The 245-nt window shown below is 53.9% G+C and carries 1 rRNA gene; it reads right to left on the bottom strand.

The features are described from left to right. Positions 1–245 (bottom strand): 23S ribosomal RNA (locus AC6CHQ_RS16430); the annotation flags it as partial.

Raw genomic sequence — 245 nt, 5'->3', positions numbered from 1 at the left:
GCATGGAACCGTAACTCGCCGGTTCATTCTACAAAAGGCACGCCATCACCCATTAACGGGCTCTGACTACTTGTAGGCACACGGTTTCAGGATCTGTTTCACTCCCCTTCCGGGGTGCTTTTCACCTTTCCCTCACGGTACTGGTTCACTATCGGTCACTAGGGAGTATTTAGCCTTGGGAGATGGTCCTCCCGGATTCCGACGGAATTTCACGTGTTCCGCCGTACTCAGGATCCACTCCGGAG

Source organism: Bhargavaea sp. GQ12 (assembly GCF_059758705.1).
This window is presented reverse-complemented; position numbering and strand designations above follow the sequence as displayed.